Below are 13673 nucleotides of genomic sequence, written 5' to 3' on the forward strand. Positions count from 1 at the left end.
ACAGAGCCCTTTCTTCGTTATTCTGGAAGTAAGCACCCATTGTCGAGGCTGTTCGAGGGAGAACATCATGGGAGCAAACACCAGGGAGGGCACGTACTCCATCCGTTCGCGCGTTGGTTTGCTCGCTGCCGCTCTTGTCATCGTCGCCACGGCTTGTGGCTGCCAACAGACCACGCCCGCGGCGGAGGGGCCGTGGGCGGCCGACATTGAGCAGGCGCGCAATGAGTGGGCGTCCAACGAGTTCGTTCAATCTGTCCTGGCCGACTCTGCCATCAGCGAGGCCGAACTCCAGGACATGCGTCAGCGCGTGCTGAGCTGCCTGACAGACAAGGGCGTCACCGGCGCATCGTTCAGCCCGAGCGGCGGGTTGAGCGTCCCCGATCAGCCGGTCGGCTCCTCCATATCTGAGGAACAGCAAGAAGAATTCGTCCACGCCTGTTCCATCGAAGCCGGTCAGCCGATCATCGAGGCGCTCGAGTTCGACATGCGAGTCAACCCGGACCACCTGGATATCAACGAGGTGTACACGCAGTGTTTGATCCGCAACAAGGCGGTTGAGCCGTCCTTCACGGCCCAAGAGCTCGCGCGCGCTCGCGAGAGCGGAACGCCTCTCGCAAGCACGTTGCCTTTCATTGACCCAGCTCAGGGGCCCGACATTTGGAAACGATGCGTCGAAGACCCCAGCAAATGACCACAACCACCCTCAGGAGTTGAGATGGCATCTTCTCGCCGCTGGCTCGCCCTCACCGCGTTTGTCGCTCTCATCGCCGGTGCGGGTGGGGTCAGCGCGGGTATTCTCATCGCCTCGCCGCCCACCCCGGCCTCGTTGGCATCGTCATCTGCTCCGTCGACGATCCCGGTCACCACCCGCGAGTTCACCGATACGCGCTCCCTCACCCTCACAATTCCCCCGGCCTCGCCTCACGAACTTACCTCCCCCGTCGCCGGGCGCATCACGGCCCTCCAGGCAGCGACGGGAACTCCCATCACGTCAGGTTCCATTCCCTGCGAGATTGATGGCCTTCCCCTTCTTGCCTTAGCCCTGTCCACTCCTCTCTATCAGGACGTGGTGGACGGAGCGACCGGACCAGACATTGCGGCCCTGAACGCTGAGCTTGCGCGGCTCGGATATGGGGCTCCCGCGGAGTCTCAGCGGGTGACGGCCGCCACGCGCGCGGCCCTGGCCTCGGCGATGGGTGTGAGCGACGGAGCCGGAGGTGTCCCCTCCCGCATCGAGGCCTCTCACGTCCTGTGGATTCCCGCGCCGACCGTCACCCCCTCGTCGGTTCCCGTTCGCCTGGGCGACAGCGTCGATACGAGCACTGTTCTCCTCGCCCTTGAGGACTCCCGCGACGCTTTGCGCCTCTCCGTGCCTCCGGACGCCTATCCCGCGGACCACGTCATCACCCTGGGGGACACGGACTACCCCGTTCCCGCTGACGGCGTCATCACCGACCCCACACTGACGGCGACGATCCTATCCTCCAGCGAATACGCGACTTTCGTCCGTTCCGCCCCGAGCGGCGATGGACCCGTTCAGCTGCCAGTCTCCTGGAAGCTCTCCTCCCCCATCACCGTCACGGTCGTCCCGCCGGCCTCAGTGATCGGAGACGCGACGAACGCGTGCGTCTTTGCAAGCGGCGCGCCGATCCCCGTCTCTATCGTTTCTTCCCAGCTTGGCCGAACCTACGTCCTGCCAACGACCCCGCTCTCCGCCGTCGACACCGCCGTCGAGGGACGCTCATGTCCGTCGAACTAGACAACGTCGGGCACAAGTTCGCCGCAACCCCGTGGCTCTTTCGCCATCTGAGCGCACGCTGCGAGGACGGTGCCCTCACCGCCATCATCGGCCCGTCCGGTTCTGGCAAATCAACCCTGCTGTCGCTGATCGCGGGATGGGACGCTCCAGCCGAGGGAACGATCACCGTCCCCCGTCCGTCTGGTGAGCAGAACCCCCGCATTGCGTGGGTCTTCCAGAACCCGTTCGGCGTCCGCGCGCGTAGCGCGATCGACCACGTCGCGCTGCCCCTGCTGGCCCGCGGCATGAGTCGGGCGCAGGCCGATGTCGAGGCGAACCGGCTCCTTGATGCCTTCAACCTGGCACATCTCGCGGAGCGCTCTTTTCGTGATCTGTCCGGCGGCGAGGCTCAGCGTGTGCTCCTCGCGCGCGGGCTCGCATGCTCCCCCACCCTGCTCCTCGTGGATGAACCGACCGCGCAGCTTGATCAGTCCACGGCTCGCGATATCGCCTCCACGCTCGGCTCGCTGCGCGAGGACGGGGTGAGCGTCGTGATCGCGACGCACGATCCGTCAATTCGCGCGCAGTGCGACGCCGTCATTGACCTCGCCCGCTTCCAGGAGGAGGAACAGCGATGAGCACACTCTCGTGGCGAGCACTCCTGTCCGAAGCGTGGAGGGACTGCCTGAGCGGGACGGCCCGCGTCGGGATTCTGACTGTTCTGGCCACCGCCCTGGTCGGAGGCGCGATCTGCGCCGATGCGTTCTCGCTTCGTTCCGTCAGCGTTGAGGCTGCCTCTTTCCGTGTCCACCTGGGATCGGTGCGCGTCCTCCAAGCGCAAGGCAGCATCGACGGGGCCACTTGCGATGCGCTGTCGCGAATCCCTGGGGTGCGTGCAGGAGCCGTTCGCTCGGTCGAATCCGGCTTGTCCCCGCTCGCCCTTCCTGCCTCGTCGCTACCTCTGTATGAGGTCACGCCCGGGACCGTCTCTCTCCTGGGGACAACAACGGCCGATCCGACGGGAATTCTGCTCCCTGAGCAGGTAGCTGAGGATCTCGGCACCACTCAAGGAGCCCTTCTCCCCCTCGCACACGGGCAGACCGAGGTGGCGGGCACCTACCCGTGGGACGAGAACGACGGGCGCCGCCCCGGCTATGCCTACGCGGCTCTCGCCCCCGTGCCCGCAATGGGGACCTTCGATGAGTGCTGGTACGAATCCTGGCCGCACAGCGACGACGTCGATGCCCTGGTGCGCTCAACCCTCGTTGGAAGCGACGATCAGAACGCCCAGGTCCTGGCCATGAACCCTACGCGCGGGACGACCTTCGACGCGGCGGGGCGACTGCGACAGAGGCCGACCTGGTGGGCGTGGATCGCCGCGAGCGCAATCGGTGCCGTGCTGGGGGCCGCTGCCACATGGTGGCGTCGCCTCGAGATCGCCTCGGCTCTGCACGCTGGGCTCCGCACGTCGGATACGACGGTCCTCCAACTGTTCGAGGCTGTGGCATGGGTGGGCGGCGCATGCGTCCTCACCTCCGGCATATGCCTCACAATCCTGAGCGGAGCGGCGCCCGGGGATCGCTCCGATCTCATCCGTTTGGTCGCAGCCGAGGGCATCTGCGCCGCGTCGTGGACACTCATTGGTGTCGTGATTGCCTCCATGACGATCCGCGAGCACCAGCTGTTCACGTTCTTTAAGGGCCGATAGGTACCGGCGCGTGATCGCGACTACAATTGATGTATGAACATCCTCGTGATTCAAAACGACCCGATCGTCCCGGTGGGTCAGCTGTCCGCCTTCCTCGGCGGTCACGAGGTGGTGCGCGCCTGGGAGGACCCGCAGCGTCTCCAGGACCTGGCGGCCGCTCCCCTGCCGGGTGCCCTCATCCTTCTGGGTGGCCGGGCCAGCGCCTACGACGACGAAGCATGGCCGTGGCTGGAAGCCGAACGCGAGTTGCTGCGCCGCTGCGTCGCCGCACAGATTCGAGTGCTCGGAATTTGCCTGGGCGCCCAGCTGATCGCCGCGACCTTCGGTGGGCGTGTCAGTGTAGCCGACCCGGCGGGCCCCGAATATGGCGTCATCTGCCTGGCCTGGGGTACGAATGACCAGGCGGGCGGCGGCGGAGCCGTTCCCCTGCGCATGGCCCTGGCCTCGACCCACACGGTGTTCGCCGACCACGGCGACGCCATCGTGGAGCTCCCCCACGGCGCGCGCGAGTGGGCGCGCTCAGACAAGTACACGCAGATTTTCTCCTACGGCACCGCCCTGGGCGTGCAGTTCCACCCGGAGGTCACGCGCGAGACCGCGACCGTGTGGGCAGTCAACAACGAGGACGTCGACACCGAGGACATCGTCGCCGGCTACAACGCCCACGAGGGCGAGCTGGCCTCCACCTGCAAGACCCTGGCCGACTGGGTCTCCGGCGTCTTCTAAGGCGCAAACAGAATCGCAGTGCGGGCACCCCCACGCGGTACCCACACTGCGATTGACAATCGGGCCTCGTCGCAGCGAGCGGAGATGAGGCCCTGCTCCTATTTTAGAGGAAAACGGCGCGCCTACAAGGCTTTTCCAGGAACCAAGACCACCACGTGGGACGACTTGACAACGCTCCCATTTACGGCCTCGTCACGGCGCGCGACGTACCCCGGTCAGGGGGCCGCGACCTGCACAAACGAGCCGGTGCCGTACGCCCACATGCGACGCTCGGCGGCCGAGACAAACACGGCCTGGCCGCGGCTCAGTTCCACGCTGTCCCCGCCCTGCTCCTCGCTCACGTGCAGGGTGACCGACCCGGAGGTCGCGATGACGATGCGCGGGCCCTCGCCGGGCACGGCGACCTCGTCCACGCGGGACGTGTGCTTGCCGGGTGCCAGCGTCGTCACCGACAGCTCGAACTCCTGGGCAGGTGCCAGAAAACGGTCCGTCGTCGCCGAGGGGTGCTCGGGTGCCACGCGCACGGGCGGCAGCGCCGAAAACTCGGTGATTTCGACGAGCTGGGCGGAGTCCACGTACTTGCCGGTCAGGCCTGCGCGCACGACGTTGTCGGAGGAGGCCATGACCTCGATGCCCAGGCCTGACTGGTAGGCGTGGATCTGGCGCGGCGGAATGTAGACGGCCTCGCCCGGGCGCAGGGACACCGGGTTCATGAGGAAGGCGACGATGATACCCGGGTCGCCCGGGTGCTTCTCCCCCAGGACGCTCACAAGCTCGTCCGTGCGCGGCGAGGGGGACGTGTCCGACGCGAGGCGGGAGCGGCACGCGGCCACGAACTCTTCGACGCGCTCGGGGGTCGCCGGGGAGTCCTCGTCGAAGAGCCACGTGGCCAGGGAGCGCAGGCCCCCGCGCACGGTGGACAGCTTGAGGCGGTAACGCAGGCGGTCCGCGAGCTCACCCTCCAGGCCGACGAGGAGCTGGCGGGCCTTGCGCGGCACGCGGAAGCCCACGAGCGCGCTGAACTCGGTGAGCGCGTAGATCATCTCGGGCTTGTGGTTCATATCCCGGTAGACGCGGTGCGTGTCCGTTCGCTCAATGCCTAGGACCTCCTCGCGCAGGTAGCCCTCGCGCGCGATCTCCTTCGTCGGATGCACCTGCAGGCTCAGGGTCTGCGCGGGGGCGATAATCTTGGCCAGGTACGGCAGGGTCGGGCCAAACGCGTAGAGCAGGCCTCCGCCGAGGGCTCGCTTGGGGTCCTCGCCGATGTGCTCGGCGAGGGTCTGCCCGCCCGTCAGCAGCGTCGGTCCGTCCGGGTGGGCGCCGAACCACACCTCGGACACCGGGTCGTCCCCGGCGGCGGCCCCCAGGAACTCGGGGATCGCGTTCGTGGAGCCCCACGCGTCAGCTTTCGTCCAGCCGATCAGTCTTTCCATAGGTCGAATCCTATCGGTATCGGGCACGTCAACACGCGAGGGACGAGGCCGTGGCCCCATCCCCCGCGCGCTCGCGTCTGTCAGGCGCTGGGTTGATCGGTGGTTTCGCGCGCCTCAAGGGCGGCGAGGGCACCTCCGCGCGCGTGCAGCTCGGCGTAGGTGCCGGTCTCCACGACGCGGCCCGCGTCCATGACGATGATCTGGTCGGCGTCGCGCACGGCGCTGATGCGGTGGGCGATCTCGACGATGGTGCGGCCCTTCGCGACGCGCGCGATGCCCTCACGCACGCGCGCCTCGGTGGCCGGGTCGACCTGGCTCGTGGCCTCGTCGAAGACGTAGATCGGGGCGTCGCGCAGGAGCGCGCGGGCCAGGGCCAGGCGCTGACGCTGGCCGCCCGAGAGACGCTCGCCCATGTCGCCAACAGCGGTATCCAGGCCGTCCTTTTCCGTGGCCAGCCAGTCGGTGAGGTCCACGGCCTCCAGCGCACGCTCCAGGTCGGCCTCGCTCGCGTCGGGCGCGGCAAGCAGCAGGTTGGCGCGCAGCGTGTCGTTGAACAGGTAGGGGCGCTGGGGCGCGGAGGCGACCGTCGCACGCAGGTCGCGCAGGGACACCTCGGCCACGTTCGTGCCACCGATCGTGACGGTGCCCGAGGCCGGGTCCCACGTGCGGGTCAGCAGCGAGGCCAGCGTCGACTTGCCCGAGCCGGAGGCGCCCACGATGGCGGTGCGCTTGCCGGCGGGGATGTGGATGCTCACGCCGTCCAGGACCGTGGGGGCAGGCGCGGGCGCGTCCTCGTCCGTCGGGTAGGCGAAGGTCACGTCGGTGAACTCAATGTCGCCGGGGGTCAGCGGCTTGGGGTCGGCCGGGTCGGCGACGGCGGGCGCGCGATCGGTGATCGCGAAGACGCGGGCGGCCGACGCGAAGGCCTGGTCCAGGTCCGCGGCGAACTCCTCGACCGCGAGGACCGGGCCGAAGGAGCCCATCGCGATGCCGAGGGCGAGGCCCGCCTGGGGCAGCGTCAGCGTTTCGGCGAGCACGTTCGAACCCGCGACCATGGCGACCGTGACGATGCCGAGGGCGACGGCGGCCTGGTTGAGGCCTCGGCGCAGCGCGATCCAGCGGCCCTGGGTGCCCAGGCCCGAGGAGATACGCTTTTCGATGGCGCTCATCTCGGCCTCGCGACGTTCCTCCGCCCCAAAGGCGAGGACCTCACGCACGCCCTGCACCGAATCGGTCACGTGGGCCGCGATCGCGCCCCGGGCCTCGCGCAGCTCACGCGCCGCACGCGCGGTCGAGCCGGAACCCAGGAAGGGAATGACCGCGCCGACGATCAGCAGGAAGGGCGCCAGCACGGCGGCCAGCGTCCAGGACACGGCGGTGCCCATCCATACGACCGACAGGATCGGGACGATGACGGCCGTCGTGACGGGGGCGAGCGTGTGGGCGAAGAAGACCTCGACGCGGTCGATATCCTTCGTCACGCGGTTCATGATGTCGCCCGAATCCAGGCGATCCGTGCCCGCGGGAGCCTGGGGCTCAAGCTGGTCGTAGAAGTAGTTGCGCAGCATCGCCAGGGAGTGGAAGGCCACGAAGTGACCGGCGAACTGCTCGAGATAGCGGGCCAGGCCCTTGAGGAGGCTCAGGCCGATGGCGCAGCAGATGATCAGCGCGATGCTCCAGGCGCTCTTCCCCGACGCCAGGCCGGCGACAGCCCAGCCACCCAGGGCGAACAGGGCGATGCCGATCATGAGGAAGACGATGCGGGCGGCGATGGAGGCCGCGAGGGGCGGCAGGACGCGCCGCGTGATCGACAGGAGTCGAAGAGACAGTTGCCTGCGGGTCATCGGATCGTTCCTTCCTGCAGGGTCGCGACGCGGTCGGCGCCCTTGATGGTGGCGTCTCGGTGAGAAATCGTCAGGGTCGTGCGCCCAGCACACACGGTCTCCAGCGACGCGAGGATCTCGCGCTCGGAGGCCAGGTCCACGTGGGCGGTTGGCTCGTCCAGGATCATGATCGACGCATTCTTCAGGAAGGCACGGGCGATCGCGATGCGCTGGGCCTCGCCGCCGGACACGGCCAGGCCTCGGGCACCCACGCGGGCGTCGAGGCCGCCCGGCAGGGTGTCGACGAACTCGCCCAGGTGCGCGGCACGCAGGGCCTCGATGAGCTGGTCGTCCGTGGCCGCGGGAGAGGCCAGGAGCAGGTTGTCGCGCAGCGTGCCGGAGAACAGGTAGGTGCTCTGCTCGACGACCGCGGTCTGGGCGCGCACCCACGACAGAGGCGCGCTGGCCAGGTCAACGCCGTTGAGGCTCACGCGGCCTCGCGTGGGACGCAGGAAGCCCTGCAGCAGCGCCGAGATCGTAGACTTGCCGGCGCCCGAGGGGCCAGCGAGCGCGACGTGCTCGCCCTGGGTGAGGGTCAGGTTCGCACCCTGCAGGACCGGGGTGTCCTCGGTGTAGGAGAAGGAGACACCGCTGAGCCGGATCTCGCCGCGCTGGGGCAGGATCGCCGGGGCCTTGACACCCTTGGCGTCCGTGACCGGTGGGTTCTGCTTGATGAACTTCTTGATCTCCTTGTTGGCCGCGATGCCGCCCATGCCGATGTAGAAGAACTGGCCGATGCGGTCCAGCGGGTCGAGCATGATCGAGGACAGCAGCACGAGGGAGATGCCCTCTCCGACACTGATCGCGCCCTGCTGGTAGCGGATGAGGGCCAGCGCGATCGCGCCGGTGATCATGCCGAGGGAGAAGACGGAGTCAATGACCAGGAGGATCAGCTGGTTGCCGGCCAGGTAGCTCATGACCTTCGAGCGCACCTCTTCGGCGGCCTCGGCCAGGCGCTTGCCCATGTCTTTGCCGGCGTTCATGAGGGCCAGGTCGCCCAGGCCCTGGATGGCGTCGAGCTCCTTGGCGGCGAGCTGGCGCGAGGCGTGGCGGTAGCGCGAGGACACCGGCTTGAATGCCTTGCGGAAGCCCATGACGCAGATCGGGACCAGCGGGATCGCGATCGCGAGGAAGCCGCCCGAGGCCGGGTCAATCGTCATGGCAACGAGAATGACGACGAGGATCGGAGTCGTCAGCGACGCGATCATGGGGGCCAGGAAGATGCCCTTGTAGGCGGCGACGCGCTCGACGCCGTCGGTGGCGGAGTTGACGACGCGGCCCGCGCGCTCGCTGGTGCGCTGCGAGGGCCCGAGGGCGAAGACCTGTCGGATCATCGAGTGGCGCAGCGCGGGTTCCATCTGGTTCATCTGGGCGGCTCCCAGGGCACTCACCGCCCAAGCGAACACGCCCGATCCCAGGGCCCCCAGCACGCCGATCCACCACGTCGACCAGGCATTGTGTCCCGCAATGTCATCGATGCCCCAGCCGATCGCCAGGTAGGCGGCGGCCAGGCAGAGGGCCGCTGCCCACGAGCAGACGACCACGATCGCGCGTTTCATTGTGCTCCTATCAACATGACACACACGAGTACACAACCAAGGATAGCCTTAGTTAGGTTCTGACACCACTGTCACTTTGGGGCAATTTCGCATCGTGACCGCGTAAAGAAACCACGGCCTCGTACAATCGACGAGGCCGTGGCTCCCTCAAGCGATCATGCTCAGACCAGGCGGTACGTCCAGCCGTAGGGATCCTCGGCGCGACCCCACTGGATGTCGGTCAGGTGCTTGTGGATCTCGCGGGTCTTCTCCCCGACCTCGATCTCCACGTCGAAGTCGTCGCCAGCCAGGCGCGTGATCGGGGTGACCACGGCGGCCGTGCCACAGGCGAAGACCTCGGCGACAGCGCCCGAGCGGATGCCATCCACGACCTCGGACAGGGCGATCTTCTCCTCACGAACATCGACGCCCTGGTCGCGCAGCATGCGCAGGATCGCGCTGCGCGTGCCACCCTCGAGGATGACGCCGGTGAGCTCGGGGGTGCGGATGGTTCCATCAGCCATGACGACGAACATGTTCATGCCGCCCAGCTCCTCGAGGTACTTGCCCTCGTAGGTGTCCAGGAAGCAGACCTGGGAGAAGCCCTTGGCCTCGGCCTGGATCTGGGGCAGCAGGGAGGCTGCGTAGTTGCCGCCCGCCTTGGCGCTGCCGGTGCCGCCGGGGCCGGCGCGGTGGTACTCGCGTTCCACCCAGATGGCCACGCCCGACAGGCCGCCCTTGAAGTAGGGGCCCGACGGCGAGCCGATGACGTAGTAGTCGACGACGCCGGCGGGGTGGACGCCCACGAACTCCTCGGAGGCGAACATGAAGGGACGCAGGTAGAGGGAAGAACCGTCGACCTCGGGAACCCACTTGACGTCCGCGCGCACGTAGTCCACGAGGGAGGCCACGAAGTCCTCGCGGCTCAGCTCGGGCAGGGCCAGGCGGCGGGCCGAGTGGTTCAGGCGCGCGGCGTTGTAGCCGGGGCGGAAGGTCCACACGGAGCCGTCCTCGCGCTTGTAGGCCTTGATGCCCTCGAACACGGACTGGCAGTAGTGGAAGACGGAGGCGCCGGGGGTCAGCTCGAGCGGGCCGTAGGGGATGACGCCGCGGTCATCCCAGCCGCCCTCGCGGGTCCAGCGCATGTGGGCCATGTGGTCCGTGAACTTCTTGCCGAAGGCCAGGGTCGACATGATCTCGTTGTACTCCTCCGGCGTCGCCGGGTGAGCGTTGGGGGTCAGGGGGAAACGACCGGCCAGCTCGTCGGCGGCGGGAAGTACCAGGTCGCCGGCAGCCTCAAGTTCCGTGGGGGTGTGCTGCGTCGATGCCATGAGGTCTCCTGTCGTGGTTTTTCACAAATATGAAGCCAGAATATGCCCGCCGTCCGCAATGTGGCCGATTGATTTCGGCATGTGACCCACTCCCCCGCCCCCTGTGGACGTTCTCACCCCGTCACCCCTCACCCATCGCAGTCCCGATTCCTGCGACCTGTCACCGCACACACCAGCCCGACAGGATACGATCAACGCATGACGACTCTGCCTGACGCCCTTGCCTCCGCCCTGCCCTCCCGCGAGCGCCGCTCCCCCGGCCTGGAGCTCGAGGACGGGCGCTGGATGGTGGCCGCGAAGTCGGGCCTGTACGTCTTCGGTGCCGAGGCCTCGTCCGGCGAGGGGGAGCCCACCCCCGAGGTGTTCCCCTGGTACGACGTGGCGCGGGCGCGCTGGGAGGCCGAGGGCTCGCTCTTCGCCCTGGAGTGGGTGGATCCGGCCCGCCCGGCCCTGGCGGGGCGCGGGAAGGGCGATCCGGAGGATTTCATGCGTCATACAAGCGAGTTCGTGAACCGCTCGATCGTCCTGCACTCCCAGGTGGAAGTCGGCAACGGCACGACGGTGACGGCGTGGGTGCGCCGCGGCGAGGACGGGCTTTTCTCCGTGCTGACGGCCGACGGGCCGCTGGATGCCGACGGGCAGCGAGAGGCGGACGCCCTGGAGGCCCGCGTGCGCGACGCGGTCGGTCTCGACTGATCGACGAGGCCGGGGCTCCCCCCTCGGGGCACGCTCCCCCTCGCATGCATCCTTAGACGACAACGGGACCCATCCTCACCGGATGGGTCCCGCTTCCGTATCCAGGCGAACGCCCGGAATCAGTGAATGACGTCGACGCGCTCGAAGGCGTCCAGGGAGAAGCCCTGCTCAAGGATCGCACGGCTCCACTCGCGGGCGCTGAACAGCGAGTGGTCGCGGTAGTTGCCACACGAGTACGCGTCGGTGCCGGGCACGTCCTCCCAGGTGACCTCCTCGGCGATCGCGTGCAGGGAGGAGGCCAGCGCCTGCGTCACCTCGCGCACCGAGGGGGTACCCCACATGATCAGGTGGAAGCCCGTGCGGCAGCCGAACGGCGAGCAGTCGATGACGCCGTCGATGCGGTCGCGCAGCAGGGAAGCCAGCAGGTGCTCGATCGTGTGCAGGCCCGAGGTCGGGATCTCCCCGGCGTTGGGCTGGAGTAGACGCACGTCGAAGTTCGAAATCTGGTCGCCCTTCGGGCCGGACTCCACGTTGATGAGGCGCACGTAGGGCGCCTTCACTGCGGTGTGGTCCAGGGTAAAGCTCTCAACTTCAGCCATCGGTTAGTCCCTTTCGGTGTAGTTTTGCCGGCGTTGCTCCAGGCGCATAAGCTCCCGGAACGTCTCGGAGTAGGTGGGGTCGTCCTCGCTCAAGCGCGACAGGGCCGCGCGGGCCTCGCCGAGCTTGCGAGTCAGGTCCATGCGCACCATCGCGGCCACCACGCCGCGGCAGTACGAGCGCACGTCCGCCTCGCCCGCGACGGGCAGAGGCGCGACGGCCAGCTGGGTGACGGCGGGGCCGATGAACTCGCCGGCAGTCTCGAGAACCACCTGGACGAAGTGGCGCGAGGCCGCAAGCGTCGCGTTCTCGCCCGGGCCGAAGTGGGCCTCGGCCTGGCGCATCATCTGCGTGAAGGCATCGAGCCCGCCGACCGCGCGGATCGCGTCGTGGACGGCGCGGTGCGTGGGCACCGTGAAGGACTGCCCATCGAGCTCCTCGAAGCCCGATCCCACGGCGTAGAGCGGATGTTGGAGGACGGCCTCGAGAGCCTGGCGCTCGATGCGGCTCACCGGGTCCTCGGGGCCTCGGCGCTCGGGGGTGGTGGGGCCGGGGCGGCCCGCTCCCGCCATTTCGATCTCACCCGGGCGCGCCTCGTGCGAGACGACCTCGACGCGACCGGCCGCGCGAATCGCCTGCTCGACCGTGGGGATGTCCATGCCGAGCCACCCCGCCAACTGGCGCGTGTACTCCGCGCGCAGGGCGCGATCCTTGATGTGCGCGACGATGCCGGACGAGGCGCGCAGCCCCTGCACGCGGCCCTCGGCGCTGCGCAGGTCCATCTGAGACAGGACCGAGCGGATCGCGAACTCAAAGAGCGGGATGCGCGAGTTCACCAGGTCGACGATCGCCTGATCGCCCTGGGATAGACGCAGGTCGCAGGGGTCCTGGCCGCCCGGCGCCACCGCAACAAAAGTCTGGGCCGCGAAGTTCTGGTCCTCGCCGTAGGCGCGCAGCGCAGCCTTTTGCCCGGCACTGTCGCCGTCGAAGGTGAAGATGACCTCCGATCCGTGCGCGCGTCCCGTGGACAAGAGCACGCCGGCGGCCGGATCCGCATGGTCACCCAGCAGGCGGCGAATGATCTTGACGTGCTCGGAGCCGAAGGCAGTGCCACACGTGGCCACGGCGTTGGTTACCCCCGCGACGTGCGCGGCCATGACGTCCGTGTATCCCTCGACGATGACAACCTTGTGCTCCGTCGCGATCGTCTTCTTCGCCAGGTCCAGGCCGTACAGCAGCTGCGATTTCTTGTAGATCGGCGTCTCGGGGGTGTTGAGGTACTTGGGCGACTCCTTGTCGCTGTCGTCCAGGCGACGCGCGCCGAAACCGACCGTCGCACCCGTGATGTCGCGGATCGGCCACACGAGGCGCCCACGGAAACGGTCGTACACGCCGCGATTACCCTGCGAGCCCAGGCCCGAAATCTGGATCTCCTGATCCGTGAAGCCCTTCGAGCGCAGGTGGCGCGTCAGGGAATCCCACGAGGCCGGGGCGTAGCCGACCCCGAAATGCGCGCACATCGCTTGGGTGAAGCCGCGCTCGGCGAGGAACGTGCGACCCTTATGCGCCTCGGGGGAAGCCAGCTGCTGCTGGTAGAACTCTTCGGCGACGCGGTGGGCGTCGAGGAGGCGCTGGCGCTTGCCCGGCTCTTCGGTGCGCACGCGCGCCCCGCCCTCTTCGTAGTGGAGGGTGATCCCGGCCTTCGCCGCCAGCATCTCGACCGCCTCGGTGAAAGGCAGGTGGTCGATCTTTTGCACGAAGGAGATGACGTCACCGCTTTCACCGCACCCGAAGCAGTGGAACATGCCCAGGTGGGGGCGGACGTTGAAGGAGGGGGTGCGCTCGTCGTGGAAGGGACACAGGCCCTTCAGGGAGCCGATACCCGCGGGTCGCAGCGCTACGTGTTCGCCGATGATCTCGTCGATCTTCACTGCGTTACGTACCGCTTCGATGTCGTCCTTACGAATCAGACCCGCCATGATCTCAGTCTACCGATGCCCGCCCGCGTCTGCGTCCAATCATG

At 67.9% G+C, this 13673-nt stretch carries 12 protein-coding genes; 6 read left to right on the forward strand and 6 right to left on the reverse strand.

Annotation, left to right across the window (positions count from 1 at the left end):
• Positions 1-67: 67 nt before the first annotated feature.
• The 5 genes from CYJ22_RS06675 to CYJ22_RS06695 are packed head-to-tail and all read left to right on the forward strand — an operon-like array spanning position 68 to position 4172.
• On the forward strand, positions 68-691 hold the full coding sequence (locus CYJ22_RS06675; protein WP_101602015.1) for a hypothetical protein: 624 nt from the start codon (positions 68-70) through the stop codon (positions 689-691).
• Positions 692-715: 24 nt separating this feature from the next.
• Positions 716-1759 carry a hypothetical protein gene (locus CYJ22_RS06680; RefSeq protein ID WP_101602018.1) on the forward strand — a complete coding sequence of 348 codons (1044 nt, stop codon included), beginning with the start codon at positions 716-718 and terminating at the stop codon, positions 1757-1759.
• Positions 1744-2376, forward strand: a complete 633-nt coding sequence (locus CYJ22_RS06685; protein WP_101602020.1) for an ABC transporter ATP-binding protein — start codon at positions 1744-1746, stop codon at positions 2374-2376. Before CYJ22_RS06680 ends, CYJ22_RS06685 begins: the two co-directional genes overlap by 16 nt.
• A complete protein-coding gene (locus CYJ22_RS06690; RefSeq protein WP_101602022.1) occupies positions 2373-3446 on the forward strand; it encodes a hypothetical protein in 1074 nt (357 codons plus the stop codon). Before CYJ22_RS06685 ends, CYJ22_RS06690 begins: the two co-directional genes overlap by 4 nt.
• A 33-nt stretch (positions 3447-3479) precedes the next feature.
• Complete coding sequence (locus tag CYJ22_RS06695; RefSeq protein WP_101602024.1) at positions 3480-4172, forward strand: type 1 glutamine amidotransferase; 693 nt, start codon at positions 3480-3482, stop codon at positions 4170-4172.
• Between the two features lie 215 nt (positions 4173-4387).
• Here the strand turns inward: CYJ22_RS06695 and manA are convergent, their stop codons facing one another.
• The 4 genes from manA to CYJ22_RS06715 all read right to left on the reverse strand — a co-directional run bounded on the left by manA (position 4388) and on the right by CYJ22_RS06715 (position 10357).
• Positions 4388-5605: a mannose-6-phosphate isomerase, class I gene (gene manA, locus CYJ22_RS06700; protein ID WP_101602026.1), complete on the reverse strand. Its 1218-nt coding sequence runs from the start codon at positions 5603-5605 to the stop codon at positions 4388-4390.
• A gap of 80 nt (positions 5606-5685) precedes the next feature.
• Positions 5686-7449 (reverse strand): thiol reductant ABC exporter subunit CydC, encoded by a 1764-nt coding sequence (cydC, locus tag CYJ22_RS06705; RefSeq protein WP_101602028.1) that lies wholly within the window; start codon positions 7447-7449, stop codon positions 5686-5688.
• A complete protein-coding gene (locus CYJ22_RS06710; protein WP_101602031.1) occupies positions 7446-9047 on the reverse strand; it encodes an ABC transporter ATP-binding protein/permease in 1602 nt (533 codons plus the stop codon). Before CYJ22_RS06710 ends, cydC begins: the two co-directional genes overlap by 4 nt.
• A 161-nt stretch (positions 9048-9208) precedes the next feature.
• Positions 9209-10357 carry a branched-chain amino acid aminotransferase gene (locus CYJ22_RS06715; RefSeq protein WP_007589497.1) on the reverse strand — a complete coding sequence of 383 codons (1149 nt, stop codon included), beginning with the start codon at positions 10355-10357 and terminating at the stop codon, positions 9209-9211.
• A gap of 198 nt (positions 10358-10555) precedes the next feature.
• Here CYJ22_RS06715 and CYJ22_RS06720 point away from each other — a divergent pair, with 198 nt between their 5' ends.
• The gene (locus tag CYJ22_RS06720; protein ID WP_007589496.1) at positions 10556-11053 is read left to right on the forward strand and encodes a hypothetical protein; all 498 of its coding nucleotides are present in this window, start codon (positions 10556-10558) and stop codon (positions 11051-11053) included.
• Positions 11054-11172: 119 nt separating this feature from the next.
• Here CYJ22_RS06720 and CYJ22_RS06725 read toward each other — a convergent pair whose 3' ends face one another.
• Positions 11173-11652 (reverse strand): S-ribosylhomocysteine lyase, encoded by a 480-nt coding sequence (locus CYJ22_RS06725; protein WP_101602033.1) that lies wholly within the window; start codon positions 11650-11652, stop codon positions 11173-11175.
• A gap of 3 nt (positions 11653-11655) precedes the next feature.
• The gene (gene dnaG, locus CYJ22_RS06730) at positions 11656-13629 is read right to left on the reverse strand and encodes a DNA primase (RefSeq protein ID WP_007589531.1); all 1974 of its coding nucleotides are present in this window, start codon (positions 13627-13629) and stop codon (positions 11656-11658) included.
• Positions 13630-13673 lie beyond the last annotated feature (44 nt).

Origin of the sequence: Schaalia odontolytica (assembly GCF_002847525.1) — a bacterium.
Classification (GTDB): Bacteria; Actinomycetota; Actinomycetes; order Actinomycetales; family Actinomycetaceae; genus Pauljensenia; species Pauljensenia odontolytica_B.

Bases quoted from the DNA above. Each gene is read 5' to 3' on its own strand.
- cydC (WP_101602028.1), bottom strand. From the start codon at position 7,449: ATGACCCGCAGGCAACTGTCTCTTCGACTCCTGTCGATCACGCGGCGC.
- CYJ22_RS06675 (WP_101602015.1), top strand. From the start codon at position 68: ATGGGAGCAAACACCAGGGAGGGCACGTACTCCATCCGTTCGCGCGTT.
- manA (WP_101602026.1), bottom strand. From the start codon at position 5,605: ATGGAAAGACTGATCGGCTGGACGAAAGCTGACGCGTGGGGCTCCACG.
- CYJ22_RS06725 (WP_101602033.1), bottom strand. From the start codon at position 11,652: ATGGCTGAAGTTGAGAGCTTTACCCTGGACCACACCGCAGTGAAGGCG.
- CYJ22_RS06710 (WP_101602031.1), bottom strand. From the start codon at position 9,047: ATGAAACGCGCGATCGTGGTCGTCTGCTCGTGGGCAGCGGCCCTCTGC.
- CYJ22_RS06715 (WP_007589497.1), bottom strand. From the start codon at position 10,357: ATGGCATCGACGCAGCACACCCCCACGGAACTTGAGGCTGCCGGCGAC.
- CYJ22_RS06680 (WP_101602018.1), top strand. From the start codon at position 716: ATGGCATCTTCTCGCCGCTGGCTCGCCCTCACCGCGTTTGTCGCTCTC.
- CYJ22_RS06690 (WP_101602022.1), top strand. From the start codon at position 2,373: ATGAGCACACTCTCGTGGCGAGCACTCCTGTCCGAAGCGTGGAGGGAC.
- CYJ22_RS06685 (WP_101602020.1), top strand. From the start codon at position 1,744: ATGTCCGTCGAACTAGACAACGTCGGGCACAAGTTCGCCGCAACCCCG.
- CYJ22_RS06695 (WP_101602024.1), top strand. From the start codon at position 3,480: ATGAACATCCTCGTGATTCAAAACGACCCGATCGTCCCGGTGGGTCAG.
- CYJ22_RS06720 (WP_007589496.1), top strand. From the start codon at position 10,556: ATGACGACTCTGCCTGACGCCCTTGCCTCCGCCCTGCCCTCCCGCGAG.
- dnaG (WP_007589531.1), bottom strand. From the start codon at position 13,629: ATGGCGGGTCTGATTCGTAAGGACGACATCGAAGCGGTACGTAACGCA.